This is a genomic window from Actinomadura sp. ATCC 39365, assembly GCF_054392275.1.
Window position 1 is genome coordinate 11,115,095 of the sequence record NZ_CP184335.1, and the last position, 22,911, is coordinate 11,138,005.

At 72.3% G+C, this 22,911-nt stretch carries 18 protein-coding genes and 1 pseudogene; 6 read left to right on the forward strand and 13 right to left on the reverse strand.

What is annotated here, in order from left to right:
• The first annotated feature begins 25 nt into the window (after positions 1-25).
• On the forward strand, positions 26-1,486 hold the full coding sequence (locus ACNF49_RS53070; RefSeq protein WP_482942388.1) for a hypothetical protein: 1,461 nt from the start codon (positions 26-28) through the stop codon (positions 1,484-1,486).
• Here the strand turns inward: ACNF49_RS53070 and ACNF49_RS53075 are convergent.
• The 4 genes from ACNF49_RS53075 to guaA all read right to left on the reverse strand — a co-directional run bounded on the left by ACNF49_RS53075 (position 1,483) and on the right by guaA (position 6,577).
• On the reverse strand, positions 1,483-1,947 hold the full coding sequence (locus ACNF49_RS53075) for a response regulator (RefSeq protein ID WP_482942389.1): 465 nt from the start codon (positions 1,945-1,947) through the stop codon (positions 1,483-1,485). The genes ACNF49_RS53070 and ACNF49_RS53075 overlap by 4 nt on opposite strands.
• Entirely contained in the window at positions 1,944-3,566 is a 1,623-nt protein-coding gene (locus tag ACNF49_RS53080; RefSeq protein ID WP_357982605.1) for a sensor histidine kinase, read from the reverse strand. The genes ACNF49_RS53075 and ACNF49_RS53080 overlap by 4 nt, the downstream gene beginning before the upstream one ends.
• Positions 3,563-4,741: a PP2C family protein-serine/threonine phosphatase gene (locus ACNF49_RS53085; protein WP_357982608.1), complete on the reverse strand. Its 1,179-nt coding sequence runs from the start codon at positions 4,739-4,741 to the stop codon at positions 3,563-3,565. Before ACNF49_RS53085 ends, ACNF49_RS53080 begins: the two co-directional genes overlap by 4 nt.
• Positions 4,742-5,029: 288 nt before the next feature.
• Positions 5,030-6,577, reverse strand: coding sequence for a glutamine-hydrolyzing GMP synthase (gene guaA / locus ACNF49_RS53090; RefSeq protein ID WP_357982611.1), 1,548 nt, complete (start codon positions 6,575-6,577; stop codon positions 5,030-5,032).
• 97 nt (positions 6,578-6,674) lie between these two features.
• Here guaA and ACNF49_RS53095 point away from each other — a divergent pair, with 97 nt between their 5' ends.
• Positions 6,675-7,628, forward strand: coding sequence for a DUF2207 domain-containing protein (locus ACNF49_RS53095; protein ID WP_357982614.1), 954 nt, complete (start codon positions 6,675-6,677; stop codon positions 7,626-7,628).
• On the opposite strand, the gene ACNF49_RS53100 is transcribed toward ACNF49_RS53095, so the two are convergent.
• The 4 genes from ACNF49_RS53100 to ACNF49_RS53115 all read right to left on the reverse strand — a co-directional run bounded on the left by ACNF49_RS53100 (position 7,573) and on the right by ACNF49_RS53115 (position 12,354).
• Positions 7,573-8,457, reverse strand: coding sequence for an SDR family NAD(P)-dependent oxidoreductase (locus tag ACNF49_RS53100; protein ID WP_357982617.1), 885 nt, complete (start codon positions 8,455-8,457; stop codon positions 7,573-7,575). The two genes, ACNF49_RS53095 and ACNF49_RS53100, sit on opposite strands and share 56 nt — an antisense overlap.
• A 39-nt stretch (positions 8,458-8,496) precedes the next feature.
• Complete coding sequence (locus ACNF49_RS53105) at positions 8,497-9,987, reverse strand: DUF885 family protein (protein WP_482942390.1); 1,491 nt, start codon at positions 9,985-9,987, stop codon at positions 8,497-8,499.
• Between the two features lie 10 nt (positions 9,988-9,997).
• Positions 9,998-11,239: an MFS transporter gene (locus ACNF49_RS53110; protein ID WP_482942391.1), complete on the reverse strand. Its 1,242-nt coding sequence runs from the start codon at positions 11,237-11,239 to the stop codon at positions 9,998-10,000.
• 116 nt (positions 11,240-11,355) lie between these two features.
• Positions 11,356-12,354: a LacI family DNA-binding transcriptional regulator gene (locus ACNF49_RS53115; protein WP_357982626.1), complete on the reverse strand. Its 999-nt coding sequence runs from the start codon at positions 12,352-12,354 to the stop codon at positions 11,356-11,358.
• Positions 12,355-12,404: 50 nt separating this feature from the next.
• On the opposite strand from ACNF49_RS53115, the gene ACNF49_RS53120 reads away from it, so the two are divergent.
• Complete coding sequence (locus ACNF49_RS53120) at positions 12,405-13,118, forward strand: alpha/beta fold hydrolase (protein ID WP_482942392.1); 714 nt, start codon at positions 12,405-12,407, stop codon at positions 13,116-13,118.
• Here the strand turns inward: ACNF49_RS53120 and ACNF49_RS53125 are convergent.
• From ACNF49_RS53125 to ACNF49_RS53145, 5 genes and pseudogenes are all read right to left on the reverse strand, one after another.
• A complete protein-coding gene (locus ACNF49_RS53125; RefSeq protein WP_482942393.1) occupies positions 13,093-14,070 on the reverse strand; it encodes a PLP-dependent cysteine synthase family protein in 978 nt (325 codons plus the stop codon). The two genes, ACNF49_RS53120 and ACNF49_RS53125, sit on opposite strands and share 26 nt — an antisense overlap.
• Positions 14,071-14,093: 23 nt before the next feature.
• The gene (locus ACNF49_RS53130; protein ID WP_482942394.1) at positions 14,094-14,834 is read right to left on the reverse strand and encodes an MBL fold metallo-hydrolase; all 741 of its coding nucleotides are present in this window, start codon (positions 14,832-14,834) and stop codon (positions 14,094-14,096) included.
• 5 nt (positions 14,835-14,839) lie between these two features.
• Entirely contained in the window at positions 14,840-15,445 is a 606-nt protein-coding gene (locus ACNF49_RS53135; protein WP_357982638.1) for a TetR/AcrR family transcriptional regulator, read from the reverse strand.
• A gap of 2 nt (positions 15,446-15,447) precedes the next feature.
• A pseudogene (locus ACNF49_RS53140) lies at positions 15,448-17,105 on the reverse strand (GMC oxidoreductase).
• Positions 17,102-18,607, reverse strand: coding sequence for a succinic semialdehyde dehydrogenase (locus ACNF49_RS53145; protein ID WP_357982644.1), 1,506 nt, complete (start codon positions 18,605-18,607; stop codon positions 17,102-17,104). Before ACNF49_RS53145 ends, ACNF49_RS53140 begins: the two are co-directional and overlap by 4 nt.
• A 124-nt stretch (positions 18,608-18,731) precedes the next feature.
• On the opposite strand from ACNF49_RS53145, the gene ACNF49_RS53150 reads away from it, so the two are divergent.
• From ACNF49_RS53150 to ACNF49_RS53160, 3 genes are read left to right on the forward strand one after another with little or no spacing between them, the layout of a single operon-like run.
• Positions 18,732-20,870 carry a serine/threonine protein kinase gene (locus ACNF49_RS53150; RefSeq protein ID WP_482942395.1) on the forward strand — a complete coding sequence of 713 codons (2,139 nt, stop codon included), beginning with the start codon at positions 18,732-18,734 and terminating at the stop codon, positions 20,868-20,870.
• A gap of 32 nt (positions 20,871-20,902) precedes the next feature.
• Positions 20,903-22,165: a beta-propeller domain-containing protein gene (locus ACNF49_RS53155; RefSeq protein WP_482942396.1), complete on the forward strand. Its 1,263-nt coding sequence runs from the start codon at positions 20,903-20,905 to the stop codon at positions 22,163-22,165.
• The gene (locus tag ACNF49_RS53160; RefSeq protein WP_482942397.1) at positions 22,132-22,908 is read left to right on the forward strand and encodes a beta-propeller domain-containing protein; all 777 of its coding nucleotides are present in this window, start codon (positions 22,132-22,134) and stop codon (positions 22,906-22,908) included. The genes ACNF49_RS53155 and ACNF49_RS53160 overlap by 34 nt, the downstream gene beginning before the upstream one ends.
• Positions 22,909-22,911: the final 3 nt, after the last annotated feature.

The following is a 22,911-nucleotide window of genomic DNA, read 5'->3' on the forward strand; positions in this document are numbered from 1 at the left end:
CGTCTCCCTCCTGAGTGCTGGAACCATGGAGAGTGTCAGCCCCGCCGCCGCACGTCCCAGGCCATGGGCCGCCCTCGTCACCTTCCTGATCATTCAGGCGGTGCTCGCCTGCTGGTGGGCGGCCTTCTACCCCGGGCTGTTCAGCCGCGACTCGGTGCTCTATCTCAGCCACACGATCGTCGGGCCGTGGGTGAGCGATCATTCGGTGGCCTACGACGCGCTGTTGTGGCTGAGCTTCACCAAGACGGGTGACCTCGGGGCGGTCTCGTTCGCGCAGACCACGGCGATGGCGGGGGCGCTGACGTACCTGGCGCGGTCGCTCGTGGCGCTGGGGGCGCCGCGGTGGGCCACGACGCTGGTGGCGGTGCTGGCGCCGGTGACGCCGACGGTGGGGGCGTTCACGGTCACGCTGTGGAAGGACGTGCCGTTCACGATCTGCGCGATCATGATCGCGGGGGTCTGCGCGCGCATGGCCGCACGCCGGCGGGTCTCCCTGGCCGGGCTCGGCGTGCTGATGACGCTGCTCGGGCTCTTCCGCGCGAACGGCTTCCTGGTGGTGGGCATCGCCGTCGCCGTCCTGCTGGTGGTCGTCGCCACGCGGCGGGTACGGCTCGCGCTCGTCGGCACGGTGGCGGCCGCCGTTCCGCTGCTGCTCACGAACCTGCTGTTCCCGCGGTTCGGCATCACGCCGCCGTCCAGCACGTACGTCTACCACACGGCCTTCGCCGACGTGGCGGTGGCGTTCAGGGAGCGTCCCGAGCTGTTCACCGAGCAGGACAAGGCGCTGATGACCTCGGTCGCGCCGCTCAGCAGGTGGTGGGAGGGCGGCACCTGCGCCACGGTCAACCTGCTGATCTGGCGTCGCGACTTCAGCTGGCCGGCCGCCGACGCGCACGCGGGCGAGCTGCTCGGCCTGTGGGAACGGTTGCTGGCCGACGATCCCGGGATGATCGTCGGCACCCGCCTGTGCCGGGGGGCGATCGCGTGGAGCCCGGTCCAGGACCCGTACGTGGTCGGCGGGATGACGTACCGGTTCTCGCGGCGGCCCAGCGCCGACACGTACGTGGGGCCCGGCAAGGTGCCGGACTTCGCCGGCCGGGGGGTGTTCTCGCTCCGGCCGTTGTCGGCCGAGCTGAACCAGGTGGCCGAGCCGTGGCTGGCGGGGGCGCTGCTCCCGCAGTGGGACTGGGTGTTCTGGCGGGGGGCCTCGTGGGCCTACCTGTCGTACGCGGCGGTGGCGCTGGGGGCGCTGGCCCTGCGCAACCGCTATGTGGCAGGGGTGGCGGCGGTCGTGGCCGGGCAGCAGCTCGCCGTGCTGGCCAACATCTCGGCCCAGGACTTCCGGTACATGGCCGCGCCGATCTTCGTCGGGCTGCTGCTGGTGCCGCTGCTCGTGGCGAGCGTCGGGCGGCTGCTGCTCGCCGCGGCCCGGTCGGCACGGCGCGCGCTGCGCCGGCCGCCCCCGCCCGCCGCCGAGGACGACTAAACCAGCCCCTGCCCGTCGGGCAGCCGGGTACGGCCCGGCAGCCGCACCACGGTGACGAAGAACTCGTCGATCTGCCGGATGACGGCCATGAACTGCTCAAGGTCGACGGGCTTGGTCACGTACGCGTTGGCGAACAGCTTGTAGCTGCGCAGGATGTCCTCCTCGGCCGAGGAGGTGGTCAGGACGACGACCGGGATCGCCCGCAGCTCCGGATCGCCCTTGATCTTCTCCAGCACCTGCCGCCCGTCGTACTTGGGCAGGTTGAGGTCGAGCAGGACGAGGTCGGGCCGCGGCGCGCCCACGTGCGCCCCGCGCTGGTAGATGAAGTCGAGCGCCTCCAGGCCGTCGCGGACGACGTGGAGGTTGTTGCGGATCTTGTTGTCCTCGAACGCCTCGCGGGTGATGAGCTCGTCACCGGGATCGTCCTCCACCAGGAGCACTTCGATGGGCTGGACGGTCATGCGGTTGCTCCTTCGTCGGTGACGGCGGGCAGGGTGAAGCTGATCCGGGCTCCCTCGGTGTGGCCGGTGTCGAGCCAGATCGTACCGCCGTGGTTCTCCACGATCTTCTTGCACATCGCCAGGCCGATGCCGGTGCCGCTGTAGGCCTCCCGGCTGTGCAGGCGCTGGAAGATGATGAAGATCTTATCGGCGAACTCGGCCTCCACACCGATGCCGTTGTCGGTGACCGAGAACAGCCACTCGTTCTCCCGCTGCTCGCAGGTGATCCGGATGCGGGGGGCGCGGTCGGGGGCGCGGAACTTCAGCGCGTTGCCGACGAGGTTCTGCCAGAGCATGCCGAGCATGGTGGGGTCGCCGGTCACGTTGGGCAGCGGGTCGGGCCGCTCGATCTCGGCGCCGGTCTCCTCGATCACCGCCGACAGGTCCACCAGCGCCTTGTCGAGCGACTCCTCGAGCTCGACCGGCTTGCGGTCGTCGTACAGGCGGCCGACGCGGGAGAAGGTGAGCAGGTCGTTGATCAGGACCTGCATGCGGGTGGCGCCGTCGACGGCGAAGTGGATGTACTGGACGCCGCGCTCGTCGAGCACGTCGCCGTAGCGCTTCTGGAGGAGCTGGCAGAACGTGGCGATCTTGCGCAGCGGCTCCTGGAGGTCGTGGGAGGCGACGTAGGCGAACTGCTCCAGCTCGGCGTTCGACCGCCGCAGCTCCTCGGCCTGGGCGTCGAGGCCGGCCGCCTGCTCACGCAGCAGGACGTGCTGCTTGCGGAACTCGTCGAGGGCGAAGACGATCTTCGTCCGCATCGACTCCACGTCCCGTGCGACCTCGCGGATGTCGGCCGGGCCGCTGGCGGGGATGGCCCGGTCGAAGTCGCCGGCGGCGATGTCGCGGGCGGCTTCGCGCAGCTCGTCCAGCGGACGCCCGATCGCCCGCCGCAGCAGCACCGCCATCGCGACGCCGGCCACCAGGAACAGGATCAGCATGACGACGAAGGCCAGGTTGCGCACCTGCTCGACCTGCCGCAGCTCCTCCTGGGCGCGCTGCCGGGCCTTGGCCAGCCGGTCGTCCTGCCGGTCGAGCAGCGTCCTGATCTCGTCGAAGGCGTGCTTGCCGCTCTCGATGCGGCTCGCGGAGATGACTCCGTCGGCCCGCTTGTCGGCGGTGAGCGGCTCGGCGTAGTCGCGCCGCCAGGTGTCGGCCGCGTCCCTGACCGCGTTCAGCTCGCCGACCAGTTCCGGACGGTCGCCGATGAGCGTGGCGATGCGTTCGCGGCTGCGCCGCTCGTCCGCCACGCCCGCCGTGTAAGGCTGCAGGAAGTCCTCGTTGCCGGTCAGCAGGAAACCGCGTACGCCGGTCTCCTGGTCGATCAGGGTGCTGCGCAACTGGGCGGCCTCGATCCTGGCCGGCGAGATGCGCAGGATGACCTGGTCCGACAGCCGCGCGGTGCGGTCGAGCATCACGGTGGCGACCACGACGCAGGTGACCACCAGGACCGACACGGCCGCGATCATCAGCACGAACCAGCCGTGGACGGTCAGCCGCCGCCAGCCCTGCTCGCCGCCACGCGTACGGGAAACCTTCTGCACGGCCTGCCTCTCCAGCACGGACGCCTGTTCGCTCACGATTCGTCTTTCCAGCGCAGGTGCACGACGGCGACGTCGTCGGTCGCCGCGTCGTGGACGGCGGCCGCCTCGACGTCGGCGAGGATCGCGTCGAGCAGTTCCTCGCTGCCCAGGCCCGTCCACCGGGAGGACAACTCCAGCAGGCCCTCCTCGCCCAGCCACCGCGGCGTGTCGCCCGGCAGCCGGCGCTCGAAGAGGCCGTCGGTGTAGAGCGTCACGCCGCCGCCCTCGGGCAGCTCCAGCAGGTCCTCCTCCCACTCGGCCTCGATGGGCAGGCCGAGCGCGGGCCCCTGCCGCGGGTCGGCGAGGACCACCGAGTCGGCCGCGTGCACCAGCAGGCCGGGATGCCCGGCGCGCCAGACGCGCATCGTGTGCCGGTCGGGCTCCAGGACGACCGTGGACATCGTGACGAAGATCTCCGAGCCGGCCCGCTCGGCCCGGAGAATACGTTCGAGCTGGCGCAGCAGCGGGACGCCGGTCATGCCGTTGAGCACCAGCGTCCGCCAGGCGATGCGCAGGCAGACGCCGAGCGCCGCCTCGTCGGGCCCGTGGCCGCAGACGTCGCCGATCACCGCGTGCACGACCTTGTCGTCGGTCTCGACGACGTCGAAGAAGTCGCCGCCGAGCGTGGCCGAGCCGCGGCTGGCCCGGTAGCGGGAGGCGACCTCCAGGGGCATCTCCTGCAGCAGCGGCGTCGGCAGCAGGCCGCGCTCCAGGCGGGCGTTCTCCTTGGCGCGCATACGTTCGGTGTGCAGCGCCACGGCCGCCTGCTCGGCCTGCTTGCGCTGCATGGCGTAGCGCAGCGTGCGGCCCAGCCATTCGGCCTCGACCCGACCTTTGACCAGGTAGTCCTGGGCTCCGGCGGTCACCGCGGCGAGGCCCGCGCTCTCTTCGGCCAGGCCGGTCAGCACGACGACCGCGGCGTCCCCGGCCTCCTCCAGCACCGACGACAAAGCGGAGAACTCGTAGGAGTCGGGCAGGCCGAGGTCCAGCAGCACACACTGGGGACGCAGGCGGGCCAGCGCCCTGCGGGCCTCGTCCACCGAACGCGCCCACTCCAGCCGGACGGCAAGGCCGCTGTCCTCCAGCAGCTCCTGGACGATCAGCGCATCCTGCGGATCGTCCTCCACGAGCAACACCAACGGCTGCCGGACATCCTCACTCGCATGGGCCATGTTGGCAATTGCACCCTTCGTCACCGGCACCGAGCTCTAACGAATCGACGCCTCAGGTGCCCCACTGCCCACTACGGCCAAGAAGTGGCCCAAACTCACGCACTTTTCCCAAGAAACTTTCCGGTATGCGTCCACGAGCTGAGCAATCGTAACGGGCCGGGGTCCAGCGGGTCTGGCGAATCGACCTCCTTCCACCATAACCAACCCTCTGACCTGCATTAACCGCTCATGGCCGGACATGCGAACGGCCCGGAACCGTAAGCCGGTCCGGGCCGTTCGCACACGGGATCATTCCCACTCGATGGTGCCCGGGGGCTTGCTCGTGACGTCGACCACCACCCGGTTGACCTCGCGCACCTCGTTGGTGATGCGGGTGGAGATGCGCGACAGGACGTCGTAGGGCACCCGGGCCCAGTCGGCCGTCATCGCGTCCTCGGACGTCACCGGCCGGAGCACGACCGGGTGGCCGTAGGTGCGGCCGTCGCCCTGCACGCCCACCGAACGCACGTCGGCCAGCAGCACCACCGGGCACTGCCAGATCTGCCGGTCGAGGCCGGCGCGGGAGAGCTCTTCGCGGGCGATGGCGTCGGCCTCGCGCAGCAGCGCCAGGCGGTCGCGGGTGACCTCGCCGACGATGCGGATGCCGAGCCCGGGGCCGGGGAACGGCTGCCGCCAGACCATGGCGGGCGGCAGGCCCAGCTCTTCGCCGGCCCTGCGGACCTCGTCCTTGAACAGCGCGCGCAGCGGCTCGACCAGCTTGAACTGGAGGTCTTCCGGCAGCCCGCCGACGTTGTGGTGGGACTTGATGTTGGCGGTGCCCGTGCCGCCGCCGGACTCGACGACGTCGGGGTAGAGGGTGCCCTGGACCAGGAAGTCGACCGGGCCGTCGGCCATGATGGCGCGCTGCTCGTCCTCGAAGACGCGGATGAACTCGCGGCCGATGATCTTCCGCTTCTCCTCCGGGTCGGTGACGCCCTCCAGCGCCTTCAGGAAGCGGTCGGCGGCGTCGACGACGCGCAGCTTGACGCCCGTGACGGCCACGAAGTCGCGCTCGACCTGCTCGGCCTCACCCTTGCGCAGGAGGCCGTGGTCGACGAAGACGCAGGTCAGCCGGTCGCCGATGGCCCGCTGGACGATCGCCGCGGCCACCGCCGAGTCGACGCCGCCCGACAGCGCGCAGATGGCGCGGCCGTCGCCGACCTGCCGGCGCACGGCCTCGACGGAGTCTTCGACGATGTTGAGCATGGTCCACGACGGACGGCAGCCGGCCGCGTCGAGGAAGTGCTTGAGCACGGCCTGACCGTGCTCGGAGTGGAGCACCTCGGGATGGAACTGCACGCCGTAGAGGCCGCGCTCGGGGTTCTCGAAGGCGGCGACCGGCGTCTCGCTCGTGGAGGCGGTGACCGCGAAGCCCTCGGGGGCCGCGGCCACGCTGTCGCCGTGGGACATCCAGACGGTCTGCGCGGCGGGCAGCCCCTGGAAGATGACGCCCTCGTCGAGCACTTCCAGGGCGGTGCCGCCGTATTCGGCGACACCCGTGCGGGCGACCTCGCCGCCCAGCGCCTGGGCCATGGCCTGGAAGCCGTAGCAGATGCCGAACGTGGGCACGCCGGTCGTGAACAGGCCGTGCGGCACGGGCGGCGCGCCTTCGGCGTAGACCGACGACGGGCCGCCGGACAGGATGATCGCCTTCGGCTTCTTGGCCATCATCTCCTCGACGGACATCGACGACGGCACGATCTCGGAGTAGACGTGGCACTCGCGCACCCGCCTCGCGATGAGCTGCGCGTACTGTGCGCCGAAGTCGACCACCAGTACTGTGTCGAATTCAGACACCGTGAGAACCCCCCAAAGGCGAAATGCGGTGCCTTCATTGTATCGGCCTCGGGTATTACGCCTGGCCTCACACCGTCACTCGTGCTAACACAGAACGGTGGATCTTGTCTGGCCGGCCTCGGCGTGGGCCCTGTGGTTCGCCGCGCTGGCCGCCGCGTTCGGGTTGACGACGCGCCGGGCCGCCGCGCCCCCGGCGGCCCCTGCTCCCCCGGCGCCGCCCGCCGTCGTCGAGCTCTTACGCGGGCTGCGGGCCGGTGAGGTCTTCCACGCCACGGTCTTCGAGCTGGCCAGGCGCGGGTTCCTGACGATCCGGGGCGACCGGCTCACGCTCTCCGCGACGGGCGAGGGGCAGGTGTGGCCGTACGAGCGATGGGTGCTCGACCGGGTGGCCGCGCGGATGGGCGGGGCGCCGCAGGCGCCGGTCGCCGCCCTGATGCCGGACAGCGGCGACCTCGACGCCGAGTTCGTGCCCCTGGTCCGGCAGAGCGCCATCGACCTCGGGCTGGCGCGGCGGCGCTGGCAGAGCATGCTCGTGCCGCTGCTGCTGGCCGCCGGGCTCGCCGTGCCCTGGTACGTCACCATCTCGCAGGCGGGCGTGTCGTGGCCCGGCTGGATCGCGACGGCGGGGGCGTTCGTGGCCGGGGCCGCGCTGCTGCTGGGCGGGCGCGGGTTCGTGCTGACGCCGCTCGGCCGCGAGGTCGCCGGGCCCGAGCCGGCTCCGGTCGACCCGCGGCAGGAGTGGATCTTCACCGGCGACGGGTGGCGCGGCGTCCTGGTCGAGCCCGCTCCGCGCGACGGCGGCGCGCCCAAACGGCAGGAGGTCGAGGGGCGGGTGGTCAAGCGCTGGATCGTGACCGAGCACGGCGACGACCTGTCCTCCTCGCGCACCTGTTACCTGGCGGTGCACGACGGCACGTCGGAGCGGGCGCCGGCGTACCGGGCCAAGGAGCGCGTCTACCAGGACGTGCTGCCGGGCGACTTCGTCCGGCTGCTGGTCAATCCGCGGCGCGGGAGCGTGGTGAGCGTGCTGGCCCACGAGCGCCGCTGGTAGCGCCGGGCAGCTCGCCGGCCAGCAGCAGCTCGGTCTGCCTGCGCAGCCGGTCGGCGAACTCGGGGTGGGTCAGCACGAGGAAACGTTCCTCGTGGATGGCCCGCACGACCAGGGCGGCGACCTCGGCGGGCTCGACGCCGCGCGCCATGGCCGCCCCGACGGCCTCGCGCGCGGCCGTCTCGTCGTCCGTCGGGGTGGTGACCAGGCCGGCCGGGCGGGACCGGGCCGAGTCGTCGATCCGCGTCCTGACCGCGCCGGGGCACAGCGCGCTCACGCGGAGCTTGGAGCCCACGGCGGCGAGGTCCTGGGCCAGCGACTGGGAGGCGGCCAGCGCGGCGTACTTGGTGACCGCGTAACCGCCCGCGCCCGGCGCGGCGAGCAGCCCGGCCACGGACACGGTGTTGACGACGTGCCCCTCGGTGTCCTGCCGCATCATGCGCGGCACGAACGCGCGCACGCCGTGCAGCACGCCCCACAGGTTCACGCCGAGCAGCCAGGCGAAGTCCTCGGCGGTCCTGGTCCACAGGCGGCCGCCCTGGTGGACGCCGGCGTTGTTGCAGAGCACGTGCACCGCGCCCAGCGCGCCGAAGCTCCGGTCGGCCAGGTGCTGCACGGCCGCCGCGTCCGAGACGTCGGTGACCTGCGTGAGCACCTCGCCCGGCCCGGCGGACGCCTTCCGCGCGAGCGCGGCCGTCTCGGCCAGCCCGCCGGGATCGACGTCGGCCAGCATCAACGCCATGCCCTCGGCGGCGAACCGGACGGCCAGGGCCCTGCCGATGCCGCTGGCCGCGCCCGTCACCACCGCGACCCTGCCGGACAGTTCACGCATCGCCTGAACCTCCCTAGCGCTCGCTCGGCTCCCCCGACGCTACAGGATGGCGCCGATCAGGCCCAGGGGCGGCGAGCCGAGGTCGAACAGCGCCTTGTGGAAACGCTGGAGCGTGAAGCCCGCTCCCCACTGCTCGCGCGCCTGCTCGCGCAGGTCGAGGATGAGCAGCTTGCCCCAGGTGTAGCGGCCGTACGTCGGGTCGAAGGAGGCGCGGCGGGCCTCCGACAGCGCGGCGGGACCGGCCAGGTGGGTGTCGGACTCGAAGCGCCGCGCGCCCTCCTCGACCGTCATCTGCCCGGTGTGCACGCCGATCGCGCAGGCCAGCCGGGTTACCCGGATCAGGGCCTCCACCCAGACGCCGATCTCGAAACGCGGGTCGTCGGGCGCGTAGCCCTCCTCGACGCACAGCTCCTCGGCGTAGTGGGCCCAGCCCTCGACGAAGGCCATCGACTGCAGCAGCCGCCGCACGTCGGAGGGGGCCCGGCGGAGCGCGCGGGCGTGCGAGAAGTGGCCGGGGGCCACCTCGTGCACGTTGATCGCGGGCAGCGTGGTGGCGCTGAAGACCTCCAGCCACTCCTCCTGGTCGCGCTCGCTCCAGGACGCGTCCGGCGGCGTGATGTGGTACCAGGACGGCCCCTCGGGCTCGCCCGGCGAGTTCCACGCCATCATGGCCATGGCCCAGCGGCGCGACTCCGGCGCCAGCCCGACCAGGCACTCGCCGTCGTGGTAGGGCACGAGGTCCTTCTCGCGGGTGAAGGCGATGGCCCGTTCGGTGCCGATCCTGGCCGCCTCGATCACGCCGTCGGCGTCGGGGTGGTCCTTGACCAGCTCGCGCACGACGTCGAGGGGCCGCTCGGAACGCCCGAGCTTGGCGCAGGACTCGGCGAGCAGCCCCATGAGCCGGTCGCGTTCGGCGTCGGCGCGCTCGGCCAGCCTGCCCAGGTCGACCGGCAGGCCCTCGGCGCTGCTCATGAGCTTGACCAGGGCCGCGCCGCCGAGCGCGGCGTCGGGGTCGCCCTCGGCGGCGGCGCGGGCCACGTGGGCCACGAGCCTGCCGTGGGCCTCGATCGCGGCCTCGTCGGTGATGCCCGCGGCCAGGCCCTTGACCGCGCCCAGCAGGGACGTGGCGACCGGGGCCGCGACCTGGTCGAGCGCGGCGATCGCGGCGTCCACGGCGGCCGGCCACTGCGCGAGGTGGGCGGCCCTGGCGGCGGTGCGCTCGGCCTCGGGGCCGTAGTCGCGGTCGTAGCAGGCCAGGTCGAGGTTGGACAGGTGGATCAGGGGGTTCTTGCGGTGCAGCTCCAGCTCGCCGAGCTGGGTGCGCATGGTCTCTTCGAAGATCTGCAGATGCTCGGCGTCGTGCGGGTCGGCCGGCGCGTCGCCCTTGCCCAGGCGCGCCAGACCGGCCTGTACGCCCTCGGGCGACAGGTCCTGGATCTGGCCGTCGTACTCGTGCCTGCCGCCCCCTTCGCGCGCCTCGGACACCATCAAATCGGTGATCGCGCGCAATCTGGGGTCAAGTTCCGTCATGCCGCCGACGCTAGCGCACACCCCTGATCTTGAGGACCCCGACGGAGCCGACCAGCGAGATCACGATGCCCACGACGAACAGCGCCGGGTAGCCGCCCATCCCCACCACGACGGCGGCGAGGGCGGGCGCCAGGATCTGCGGCCCGGCGTTGGCGATGTTGATGACGCCCATGTCCTTGCCCGCGTCGCCGGGGTCCGGCAGCACCTTCGTCACCAGGGCCATGTCCACGGCCAGGTAGACGCCGAACGCGATGCCGTGCGCGACGTTGTAGACGATCATGCCCTCGAACGTCGGCATCGCCAGCGGGATGCCCAGGAACACCGCCGAGGACAGCCCGGCGACGAGCGCGAACAGCCGGAAGCGGCCGAGGCGGTCGGAGATCGGGCCGATCATGAGCACCGCGAGCAGCGTGGCGGCCTGGCCGATGAGCATCAGCAGGCCCATCGTGGCGACCACCTCGCCCTTGGGGATCTTGATGAAGTCCTCAAGGAGGAAGAGGTTGAAGGTGAAGATGACGAAATATCCGAGCATGACGCCGAAGCGCGACACGAAGGCCCAGGTGAAGTCCGGAGTCCTCAGCGGCCGTACGAACGCGGCCAGGAACGCGCCCAGCCTGAACGGCTCGCGCGCCATCCCCACCGAGGACGTGTCCGGCGTCGCGACCACGACCAGCACCGCCGCGACCAGCAGCAGCGCCATCGCCACGTAGTACGCCCCACCGGCGGCCAGCTGCGGGAACACGATGAACATGATCGCCGCCGCGATCGTGGCCAGCGGCGTGCCGAGCCCGAACAGGCCGGAGTAGGTGCCGTACCGGCTCGGCGGGACCCGGTCGGGCAGGATCGCGGTCATGGCGGCCTGGTAGCCGTTCATGATGGTCTGCACGCCCGCCCAGCTGATGCCGAGCATGAGCACGCTGCCCGCGCCGGCCTGCGCGAACAGGGCGAGCACGCCGAGCAGGACGCAGCCGAGTATCCACGGCGAACGGCGGCCGAAGCGCGATCTGGTCCGGTCGGAGATCTGGCCGAAGACGGGGTTGGCGAGGGTGGCCATGAGCGGGCCGATCGAGTTGGCCAGGCCCAGCGCGGCCACGTCGTTGACGCCGGTGATGCGCTGCACGTGCACGGGCAGGACGAACGCGCCCACACTCATCCACAGGAACATGACGGCGACGTTGGCCAGCGGAAGCGTCAGGTAGAGCGGCCCGACGCGCCGGGTGTCCCTGAGCGCGCCACTCAGAGTTTCAGCCATGGGGGACCTTTCGGAGCACTGGTGATACGTATCACCGACGATTGCTCTGGACTGTAGGTCGCATGGGAAGGGCTGACAAGACGCGCGTCCAACTCGTTACGCGCCCTGCGGCGGCCTCAGGCGCTGGCCCGGGCCACCAGCCGGGGCTCGAACCGGGCGACGACCTCGCCGGCCACGGACGGCCGCACGCCGCGGACGATCCCGTCGATCTCGCCCGCCAGGTCGGCCGGGCTCGCGGTGGCGTCGAAGTGCACGCTGGTCAGCCGGGGCCGCATGAGCGTGCAGATCGGCAGGTCGTCGGCGCCGACCACGGCGACGTCGCCGGGGACCCGCAGACCGGCGTCCTGCAACGCGCTGATCAGCAGCATCGCGTACTCATCGTTGTAGGCGAAGACGCCGTCGGGCAGATCGCCCGCGCGGACGACCCGCCCCGCCTCCTCCTCGGAGAAGGCCAGGTCGATGCGCGCGGCCCCGGGGACGACCTCCCGCACCCCCGCCAGCCGGGCCCGCCCCATGGCGTCGATGCCCTCTTCCCGGGGAACGACGGCCGCCAGCCGCCGGCTGCCCCGTTCGACCAGGTGGCGGGCCGCCACGGCGCCGAGGGCCCGGTGGTCGAACACCACGGCCGGCACCAGGGGCGAGGGCTGGTCGGACAGGCCGATGACGGCCCGGACGCCCGAGGCGTGCAGCAGCTCCACGGCGGGCCTGGTCAGCCGGGCGGCCTCGACGAGGACGGCCGAGGGCCGCAGGGCGAGCCAGCTCCTGGCCGCCGCCACGCCCTTGAGGGCGCGTTCGCCGTACTGGACGAGGGTGTAGCCGCGGGCCCTGAACTCCTCCTCCAGCTCTTCGGACACCTGCTGCGCCAGCCGGCCCGTCCTGGCCCGCGACAGCGGCATGAGCACGATGTCGCTGCGGCCCGTACGCAGCGCGCGGGCGGCGGCGTCGGGCACGTAGCCCAGCCGGGCGGCGGCGTCGCGGACCCGCCTGCGGGTCTCCTCGCTCACCCGGGCGTGGGGGTTGTCGGTGAGCACGTAGGAGACCGTGGCCTGCGAGACCCCCGCGGCCCTGGCCACGTCGACGCTGGTCGGCGGGCGGTCCCCCCTTGTCGTGTTCACGGGGTGGATGGTATCAACTGCTTATACGTATAAGCAGGAGAGGCTGCCGCATGAAGCTGCACACTCGTGAATGGGGGTCGGGCGACCGCCTGGCCGTCCTCGTCCACGGCATCATGGCCGACTCGCGATGCTGGTGGCGGGTGGGCCCCGAGCTGGCCGCGCGCGGCTACCGGGTCATCGCCGTCGATCTCCCCGGCCACGGCGAGAGCCCCCGCGCCGACGCCTATCCGCCCGAGCTGTTCGCCTCGTCGCTGGCGGAGTCGGTGCCCGCGCGCCCCGAGCTGGCCATCGGGCACTCCCTCGGCGGCCTCACGCTCGGCCTCGCCGTCGAACGGCTCATGCCCGGACGGGCGGTCTACTCCGACCCGGCCTTCCGCCTGCCGACGCCGGAGAGCGGCGCGCTGGAGTCGATGGCGGACTTCACCGACGAGACCGGCGAGCTGATCGCCGCCCTGCACCCCGGCTTCTCGGCCGAGGAGGTGGCGGTCGAGGTCGAGATGCTCGCGCGCTGGGACCGCGGGTCGGCGCTGTCGCTCGTCGAGGCGTCGGGCATGGACTTCACGCCCGCGCCCGTCGTGCCGTCGCTGGTGCAGGTGGCCGACCCGAGTTTCCTGGTGCCGCCGGCGTTCCAGGAGGAGTTGCGGGGCAAGGGATTCGAGGTGCGCGTGGTCTCGGGGGCCGAGCACACGATCCACCGCCACCTGTTCGAGGACTTCCTGGCGGGGCTGGAAGGCTGGATCAGACCCGCTGCCGCAGCTCGGTGAGGCGGCCGGCGACGTCGAGGCCCTTGCCGGCGGCCCAGGCGTCGTCGTGGTACGTCGCCAGGTGGCGCTCGGCCGCGTCGCCCACCAGCGAGACGATCGTGCCGCTCTCGCCCCTGGCCCGCATGCGCCCGGCCAGGTCGAGCGCGGCCCACAGCGCGGTGCCGGACGAGCCGCCCACCGGCAGCCCGGTGACCTCCCTGATGTGCCTGGCCGCCGCCACGCTCGCCGCGTCGGGCACCGGCACCACCAGATCGACCAGGTCGGGCCGGAACCCCGGCTCCACGCGCGGACGGCCGACGCCCTCGATCCGCGAGGGCATGCCGGTGGCGTAGTCGGGCACGTCGAGGGTCCAGCCCGGGAAGTAGGCGGAGTTGTCGGGATCGGCGACCGCCACCCGGCAGCCGTGCTCCCCGGCCACGGCCCCCAGCGTGGCCGAGGTCGCGCCGGTGGCGGCGCCGGTCACCACCCAGTCGGGACGGACCTGGGCGAACAGCTCTTCGGCCAGGTCGTGCGGGGCGGCCCGGCCGAACTGGTCGAGGAAGTGGCCCTGGGCCTCGCCGGCCGCCTCTCTGGCCGCGTCGTAGATGGCCAGGGGCGGCGTCACGAACCGGCATTCGCCGCCCAACGCCTCGACCGCGCGGGCCCGCGCCGGGTCGTGCGCGCCCGGCATGACCACGACGTAGGGCAGGCCGAGCCGCCGGGCGAACCACGCCTGCGCGACCGCCGCGTTGCCGCCGGTGGCCTCGACCACGGTGGTGCCCTCGGTGATCAGGCCGTCGAGCACGGCCCGCCGGAACAGGGCCCTGGCGTGCCGGTGCCGCAGGCTGCCCGTCGGCTGGCCGGACTCGTCCTTCAGCAGCAGGCGCACGCCCGGGACCCGGACGGGGAAGTCGATCAGCCTGGTCGGCGGCCCGGCGGCCAGCGCGTCGAGCGCGCGCGTGCTCCAGCTCACCGGACCACCATGTCAGGACGAGGTCAGGAAACCTCCACCTGTTCGCCAGGGGCGAGCAGCACGAACCGCTCGCCGAGCCCCGCGAACGCCTTCTCCAGCGTGTCCCTGCCCTGCGTGAAGTGCGCCCACTGCTCGAAGTGCACCGGGACGACGTGCCGCGCGCCCAGGATGTCGGCGGCGGTGACGGCGTCCTCGCTGGTCAGCGTCAGGAAGCCGTCCACGAGCGGGGTGCGCGCGCCGCCCGCGAACAGCAGCGCCACGTCGATCCGCGGGAACCTGGCGGCCACGGCCCGGACGACGTCGAGCGAGGCGTTGTCGCCGCTCACGTAGACGGTGGGCAGGCCCTCGCCGGTGAGCACGAAGCCGGTGACCTCGCCCGTCAGGTGCTCGGTCCCGTCCGGGCCGTGCTGGGCGGGCACGCCGGTCACCCGCAGCGGGCCGACCTCGGTCTCGCTCCAGTTGGGCAGGGCGCGCACCGGCTCCCCGACGCGCTCGGCCGCCGAGGCGGTGGACAGCACCAGCGGCGCCGTGGCGAGGAACGCGCGGCCCGCGTCGTCGAGGTTGTCGGGGTGCTGGTCGTGCGAGAGCAGCACGGCGTCCACCGGGCCCACCTCGTCGGGGCCGAAGGCGGGGCCGGCCGTCTTCTTGAGCACCCTGGCGCCGACCGGGTGGTCGCCCGGCGCGTCGAAGGTGGGATCGACCAGCAGCCGGACGCCGCCCAGCTCGATGACGGCGGTCGGGCCACCGGCGTAACGAATCTTCATGTCCGTCAAGGACAAAGGGGCACAGATGGTTTATTCCGCACGCCGTTGAGCACCCGGGTCACCGTGCGGTGGCACAGGGCGCGGAAGTCGGGCTCGGCCATGCTCATCCGGCCGCTCAGGTACTGCTGGACCAGGCCCTGGGTGCTCGCCGTGACCGCGAGCGCGGTCTCCAGCGGGTCGTCCTCGCGCAGCACCCCCGCGCGCATACCCTCCTCGGCCAGCGCCACCACCACGCTGAACGGCGGGCCCTGGCCGTCGCGGAAGTCGTCGGGGAAGCGGCGGGCCCGCGCCCAGGCGTCGGAGGTGAGGAAGTTGTACAGGTGGGGGCTGCCGAGCGCGAAGTCGAGGAAGTCGTCGAGCGCCGCCATGATGCGCTGCTCCAGGTCGCCCGTGCCGGGCCTGCGGGCCCACGCCTCGGCCAGCTCGCGGGCGGCGGCGTCGGCGACGGCGCGCAGCAGCGCGTCCCTGTTGGGGAAGTGCCGGTAGATGGCCATGGCGGTGACGCCCACGGCCTCGCCGACGCGCCGCATGCTGACGGCGTCGGCGCCCTCCTCCAGGAGGATGCGCCGGGCCACGGCCTCGATGCGCGCGGCCGTCCCTGGTTCGGTCACGTTTACAGTGTATACAGACGGAGTGCGCCCGGCGCCCGCTCCGGCACGGCGGGCCGGCGCGGAGCCACCGGCGGCAGCCGGACGTACGGCGAGCCCGTGGCGGGCCTGGGATCGGGGTCGCCGGCGTTGGGCCACAGGGACATGGCCCGCTCGGCCTGCGCGGTGATGGTGAGCGACGGGTTCACCCCGAGGTTGGCCGACACCGCCGAGCCGTCCACGACGTGCAGCCCCTCGTGGCCGTAGACGCGGTGGTAGGCGTCGATCACGCCGGTCTCGGGCGAGTCGCCGATCACGCAGCCGCCGAGGAAGTGGGCCGTCGTCGGGATGTCGAACAGGTCGAGCCAGGTGCCGCCGGGCACCCCGCCGATTTCGGCCGCCGCGTGCCGGACGGCCTCGTGCCCGGCCGGGATCCAGGTCGGGTTGGGCTCGCCGTGGCCGCGGGCCGAGCGCAACCCCCAGCGGGTGCGCCGGATGGTGATCGAGTTGTCCTTGGCCTGCATGACCAGCGCGATGACGGTCCGTTCCGACCAGCGGCGCAGGTCGAGCAGTCGCAGCGCCTCCAGGGGCCGCGCGGCGATCTCCCGGAACAGCGCCGGCCACCTCGGCTGGCCGCCGTCCACGAGCAGGGTGCGCAGCAGGCCCATGGCGTTGGAGCCGTCGCCGTAACGCACGGGCTCGATGTGGGTCTCGGCGTCGGGGTGGATGGAGGAGGTGATGGCCACGCCCCTGTTGAGCTTCTCGCCGCCCGCCGACGTGCGCTCGAAGCCGAGCAGGGCCTCGGAGTTGGTCCTGGTCAGCGTGCCGAGCCTGGGCGACAGGCCGGGCAGGTCGCCGGTGGCGCGCAGCTTGTGCAGCAGGCGCTGGGTGCCGTACGTGCCGGCCGCGAAGATCACCTGCTTGGCCGTGAACGAACGGCGGCGCAGCGCCGACCCCGTCCGGCGGGCGACGACCCGGTAGCCGCCGGAGGGCAGCGGGCGCACCGAGGTGACCGTGCACTCGGCGTAGACCCGGGCGCCCGCCCGCTCGGCCAGGTGGAGGTAGTTCTTGACCAGCGTGTTCTTGGCGCCGTGGCGGCAGCCGGTCATGCACTGCCCGCACTCGATGCAGCCACGCCGCCGCGGCCCCGCGCCGCCGAAGTACGGGTCGACGCCGTCCTCGCCGAAGTAGACCCCGACCGGGGCCAGGTGGAAGGTGTCGCCCACGCCCATCTTCTCGGCGACCCGGCGCATGACGTCGTCGGCCCGGGTGAAGGTGGGGTTCGTGACCGCGCCGAGCATGCGTCTGGCCTGGTCGTAGTGGGGGCGAGCTCCGACTTCCAGTCGGTGATGCCGGCCCACTGCGGGTCGCGGAAGAACGGGTCGAGCGGCTCGTAGAGGGTGTTGGCGTAGACCAGCGACCCGCCGCCCACCCCGGCCCCGGCCAGCACCATCACGCCGGTGCCGCGCTCGCCGCGCAGCACGTGGATGCGCTGGATGCCCTTCATGCCGAGCCAGGGCGCCCACAGGAAGTCGCGCAGCTTCCACGAGGTGGCCGGCAGCGTGGACTCGTCGAACCGGCGGCCCGCCTCCAGCACGCCTACCTTGTACCCCTTCTCGCTCAGCCGCAGCGCCGAGACGCTGCCGCCGAACCCCGACCCGATGACCAGAACGTCGAACGTCACTTGATCCGCAGCTTCCGCATCGCCTTGAGGGTGCCGGCCAGGACGTCGGCCCAGGTCTCGTACGTCAGGTCGAAGGGCGGCTCGAAGCCCAGCCAGGACGCCTGCGAGGCCACGGTCTTGGACTCGGTGTAGCGCAGCAGGCCCTCCGCGCCGTGCCGGCGGCCGAGACCCGACGCCTTCATGCCGCCCATGGGCGCGTCGTAGGAGGCGTAGGCCGAGCCGTACCCCTCGTTGATGTTGACCGTGCCGGCCTTGACGCGGGCGGCCAGGGCGCGGCCGCGGGCCGGGTCGGTGGTCCAGATGGAGGCGTTCAGGCCGTAGATGGTGTCGTTGGCCAGCTCGATCGCCTCCTCCGCCGAGTCGAAGGGGTAGAGGGCGACCACGGGCCCGAACGTCTCGTTGCGGCACAGGTCCATGTCGTCGCGCACGCCGGTGAGCACGGTCGGCTCGTAGAACAGCGGGCCGAGGTCGGGCCTGGCCCGGCCGCCGGTCAGCACGGTCGCGCCCTTGGCCACGGCGTCGTCCACGTGGGCGCTGACCGCGTCGAGCTGGCGTTGCGAGGTGAGCGAGCCCATCTGGACCGACCAGTCGTGGCCCGCGCCGAGCTTGAGGTTGCCGACCTGCCTGACCAGGCGCGCGGCGAAGTCGTCGAACACGGACGCGTGCACGTACAGCCGCTCGATGGACAGGCAGAGCTGGCCGGCGTTGGTGAAGCAGGCCCGGATCGCCCCCTGGACGGCGAGCGGCACGTCGGCGTCTTCGAGCACCACCATCGGGTTCTTGCCGCCGAGCTCCAGCGAGCAGCCGATGAGCCGCTTGGCCGCCTCCTCGGCGATCTTCCTGCCGCCCCTGGTCGAACCCGTGAACGCGACGTAGTCGGCGTCGTCGAGCAGGGCGTCGCCGATCTCGGCGGGCTCGCCCAGCACGACCTGCCAGATCTCGCGCGGCATGCCCAGCTCGGCCAGCAGGTCGATGGTCCACAACGTGGACATGGCGGTCTGGGTGTCCGGCTTGTGCACCAGCGCGTTGCCGGCCAGCAGCGCCGGCACGGCGTCGGTGACGCCGAGCGAGAGCGGGTAGTTCCACGGGGAGATCAGCGCGACCACGCCCTTGGGCTGGCGCAGCTCCGTCACCCGGGTGGCGCCGGGGAAGATGCCCTTGCGGGTGCGCGGCGCGAGCAGGCCGGACGCCCGCCGCGCGTAGTAGAGGCTGCACCCGGCGACGTCGAGCACCTCCTCGAAGGCGTGCTTGCGGGCCTTGCCGGTCTCGTTCTGGACGATGTCGAGGATCTCGTCCCTGCGGTCGAGGATGGCGTCGTGCAGCAGCAGGAACGGTCTGGCCCGCGCCGCGGCGGGCCTGGCAGCCCACTCGGCCTGGGCGGCCCTGGCTCGCTCGTAGGCCAGGCGTACGTCGTCGGCCGTGGAAATGGGCAGCTCGGCGAGCGGCTCGCCGGTGAAGGGGGCGGTGATCTCCCGGGTCTTGCCGCTGGACGTGACGTGCATGCCCGAAGGATATTCCGCTCGGCTACCGGCGGGTAGTTTTTGCGGATTCGCGGGGTGGGGTCAGAATCCTCTTATGCCATCGTTCGCTCCGCTACGCCCGGGAGATCCGGCGAGTCTGGCCGGCATGGATCTCCTCGGCAGGCTTGGCGAGGGCGGCCAGGGCGTCGTCTACCTCGCGAAAGATCATTCCGGCGCGCACGTCGCCGTCAAGTTGCTGCGTCCCGACCTGTCCGGCGACGACGTGAGCGTCGAACGGTTCCTGCGCGAGGTCCAGGTGGCCCAGCAGGTGGCGCCGTTCTGCACCGCGGCCGTCCTCGGCACCGGCGTCGAGCTGGACCGGCCGTTCATCGTCAGCGAGTTCATCGAAGGGCCCTCGCTGCAGCGGGTGGTGCAGGAGGAGGGGCCGCGCACCGGATCCACGCTGCACCGGCTGGCCATCGGCACCGCGACCGCGCTGGCCGCCATCCACCAGGCCGGCATCGTCCACCGCGACTTCAAGCCCGCCAACGTCATCCTGGGCGCGGACGGCCCGCGGGTGATCGACTTCGGCATCGCGCGGGCGCTCAACGCGACCTCGACGATCAGCAGCATGGTCGTGGGCACGCCGTCGTACATGCCGCCCGAGCAGATCATGGGCCACACCGTCGGGCCGGCCGCCGACATGTTCTCGTGGGCCAGCGCCATGGTCTACGCGGCGTCGGGGCGGGCGCCGTTCGGCAGCGACACCATGCCCGCGGTGATCAACCGGGTCCTCAACCAGCAGCCCGACCTGGGCGTGCTCGACGGCGCGCTGCGCGACGTCGTGGCCGCGTGCCTGGCCAAGGACCCGGCGCAGCGGCCGACGGCCGAGCAGGTGATCATGCGCCTGCTCCAGCACCCGATGCCGGCGAACTCGCCCATCCTCGCCGCGGCCGCCGCCGAGGCCGTCCCCGCCGGGCCGCCCAGGACCGGACCGGTGGCGGGGCCGATGACGGCGCCGCCCCAGCAGCAACCGCAGGGACCGCCACAGGGACCGCCCCACGGGCCGCCGCCGCACGGGCCGATGACCGGGCCGGTGCCCGGGGGCCCGCAGCCGTACCCGCAGCAGCAGTGGCACCCGCCCGGCCCGTACGCGCAGCCCACCCACCCGGGCGTCCAGCCCCGGCGGCCAGCCGGGAAGAGCAGGGCGCCGCTCATCATCGGGGCCACGCTGGGCGTCGCCTTACTCGTGCTGGCCGGGCTCGTCGTGATCATCACCAACAACAGGACGACCCTGGCCGCCGACGGCGGCGTCACGACGCCCGCGTCCGCCCGGCCGTCCGGGCGCAGCGTTCCGCCCGCCACGCCGTCGGTCGCGCCGGTCTCCGTCCCCAAGGAAGGGCCGCGCAAGGCGCTGCCCGGCGCCGCGATCGGCCTCTACGAGAACACCTCCGACGCGATCGTCCTGACCTCCTACGAGATCTACGACAAGAAGAAGGACGACTGGGTCGACCACGCCAGGGACTCGCTGCGCGGGCCGTTCCGCAAGTACGCCGGCAACTGGGAGTCGAACGTCTCCCCCGGTGGCCGCTACCTGGCCACCCGCGGCCGCAAGTACACCGACGACAACTACGACTACATCATCGTCAGCGACCGCCAGACGGGCGAGCGCACCACGATCAAGACCGTCCGCGGCCCGCTGATCGCCAGCATCCGCAGCTGGTCCGAAGACGGCTCCAAGATCCTGCTCAACATCGAGCGGAAGAGCGGCGACACCTGGACCTACCCGGGCTTCGTCATCGTGGACGTCGCCACGAAGAAGGCCGGAATCGTCATGGTGGACGACTCCGCCGTCCGCAAGACCGCCTTCGGCTGGGACGGCGAGGGCGCGGGCGTGATCAACATCTACGGCCCGGAGAAGAACCGCAGCCTGCGCTTCTTCGACGCCGACGGCAAGGCCACCCGCGACCTGCGCTCGGTCGGCAAGCTCCCCGCCGGCACCCAGGACGTCTTCTCCCCCTCGGGCGAGTCGCTCCTGTCCGAGTGCCCCAACGGCAGCGACGGCGACACCTGCGTGTGGGACGTCAAGTCGGGCGACCGCACGCACAAGTTCACCTCCGACTGCGACAAGGTGCTCGGCTGGTACGACGACACCCACCTCTACTGCTGGGAGCAGGACAACAACACCAAGGACGAGATCCAGGTCGTCGACCTCAAGGGCACCCTGCTCCGCAGGATCCTCGACGTGCCCGGCGACGTCGACTTCAGCCCGGTCTTCACCGCCAACCCGGCCAAGGGCTCCTGAACCATCCGGCCCGCGCAGCCGTCATGGAGGTCATGAAGACGCTGTTCCGTACGGCCGTGACCGCCGCGGCCCTCGCCATGGCCACGACGGCCTGCACCTCGGCGGCCACGGGCCAGGCGCCCGTGCCGAAGGTCACGCTCGACGCCGTCCGCCTGGTCGCCTACGACAGTTGCGACGACATGCTGTCGGGCCTGCGGGAGCACGCCGCGGAGAACGTCGGCCCGTGGGGCTTCGGCGGCCCGCAGATCATGTACATGGAGGACACCGCCGCCACCGCCAGGGCGAAGACCACCTCCAACACCCCGGACCACTCCACCACGAACGTGCACGAAGCGGGCGTGGACGAGCCCGACCTGGTCAAGACCGACGGCAACCGGATCGTCACGGTCGTGGACGGCACCCTGCGGATCATCGACACGGCGACCAGGAAGGTCACCGCGTCGGTCAAGCTCACCAAGAAGGACGAGCCCACCTTCACCCCCGCCGACCTGCTGCTCTCCGGCGACCGCGCGCTGGTGCTGTTCCGCGGCGGCGACATCATGGTGAAGTCCTTCGCGCCGCCCGGCGAGACCCGTTACGTCGTGGTCGACCTGGCCGGGCAGCCGAAGGTGCTGAGCACGATCCGGGCGCAGGGCTCGTACGTGGACGCCCGGATGATCGGCTCCACGGTCCGGCTCGTCACCCGCAGCCAGCCCGACATCACCTTCCCCGAGCCCAAGAGCCCGGACGCCTCCGAGGCCGACCGCAAGAAGGCCAACCAGGACGTCGTACGGCGGGCGCCGCTGTCCGCCTGGCTGCCCACGGTCGAGATCACCGGCGGGTCCGGCGCGGTCAGGAAGGACACGGTCAAGTGCGAGCGGGTCAGCCACCCCGCCGACTACACCGGCACCTCGCTGCTCACCGTGCACACCATCGACCTGGCCCAGGACGTCGCCGCGACCGGCACCGAGCCCATCAGCCTGGCCGCCGACGGCGACACCGTCTACGGCAGCGGCAAGAGCCTGTACGTCGCCAGCAACCCCCGCTGGTGGTTCCCGGTGGTCACCGAGCCGATGCCGGTCGAGCCCGTGCCGACGGCCACCGACGGGGCGGCCCCGGCCGTCGAGCCCACCTCGAGCGACCCGGCCGTGACGAGCAGCGCCCCGGCCACGCCCGCCACGCCGGCCACCTCCGAGCCTGTGCCCGACCCCACTCCGACGGCGCCGCCCGAGGAGACCGAGGTCCACCGGTTCGACATCAGCGCCGCCGGCGCCCCTCGTACGTGGCCTCCGGCAAGGTCCCCGGCCGCCTGCTGAACCAGTACTCGCTGTCGGAGTACGAGGACCACCTCCGCGTCGCCACCACCCTCACCTCCGCCGACGGCAGGAACAGCGCCAGCAGCGTGTACGTGCTCGACGCCGCCACCATGGCCAAGGTCGGCGAGGTCGGCGGCCTCGGCAAGGGCGAGCGCATCTACTCGGTCCGGTTCATCGGCCCGGTGGGCTACGTCGTGACGTTCAAGCAGGTGGACCCGCTCTACACGCTCGACCTGCGCGACCCGGCCGCCCCCAAGGTGACCGGCGAGCTGAAGATCACCGGCTACTCGGCCTACCTGCACCCCGGCGCGGACGGCAGGCTGATCGGCATCGGCCAGGAGGCCAGCGACAAGGGCAGGACGCTCGGCACGCAGGTCTCGCTGTTCGACGTCAGCGACCCGGCCGCCCCGCGCAGGCTGTCGCAGCTCTTCCAGAAGGAGTCGGGCTCCGAGGCCGAGTGGGACCCGCACGCGTTCCTGTACTGGCCGAAGACCGGGCTGTCGGTGCTCCCGCTGATGACCCCCAAGGAGTCGGGCGCGCTCGTGCTGAAGATCGACGACTCGGCCGTGACGAAGCTCGGCATGATCAAGCACCCCACGCACCAGGACAAGGACTACGCCTACCAGCCCGGCATCCAGCGCTCGATCATCATCGGCGACGCCCTCTGGACGCTGTCCTGGGACGGCCTCCAGGTCAACGACGCCACGACGCTGGCCCGTCAGGCGTGGATCCCGCTGCGCTGACCC